The organism is Paenibacillus sp. VT-400, from assembly GCF_001029205.1.
Taxonomy (GTDB): Bacteria; Bacillota; Bacilli; order Paenibacillales; family Paenibacillaceae; genus Paenibacillus; species Paenibacillus amylolyticus.
In genome coordinates this window covers 1-526 of the sequence record NZ_LELF01000046.1, presented here as the reverse complement: position 1 = coordinate 526, position 526 = coordinate 1, and the positions used below count along the sequence as shown (strand labels likewise).

Sequence of the window (526 nt, the reverse complement as noted above, 5' to 3'; positions counted from 1 at the left end):
TGCAGAGGCATACCAGGGGAACTGAAACATCTAAGTACCCTGAGGAAGAGAAAACAATAGTGATTCCGTCAGTAGCGGCGAGCGAACGCGGAGAAGCCCAAACCAAGGAGCTTGCTCTTTGGGGTTGTGGGACGTCTCACATGGAGTTACAAAGGAACCGGTTAAGCGAAGAGGTCTGGAAAGGCCCGCCAAAGAAGGTAAAAGCCCTGTAGTTGAAAGTCTGTTCCCTCCGAGACGGATCCCGAGTAGTGCGGGGCACGTGAAACCCCGTATGAATCCGGCAGGACCATCTGCCAAGGCTAAATACTTCCTAGCGACCGATAGTGAAGCAGTACCGTGAGGGAAAGGTGAAAAGCACCCCGGAAGGGGAGTGAAATAGAACCTGAAACCGTGTGCTTACAAAAAGTCAGAGCCCGTTTTAGGGGTGATGGCGTGCCTTTTGTAGAATGAACCGGCGAGTTACGTTCCCGTGCAAGGTTAAGGTGAAGAGCCGGAGCCGCAGCGAAAGCGAGTCTGAATAGGGCGA

Annotated in this window: 1 rRNA gene; it reads left to right on the top strand. The window is 53.0% G+C overall.

What is annotated here, in order from left to right:
• A 23S ribosomal RNA gene (locus tag EL84_RS02595) occupies window positions 1-526 on the top strand; the annotation flags it as partial.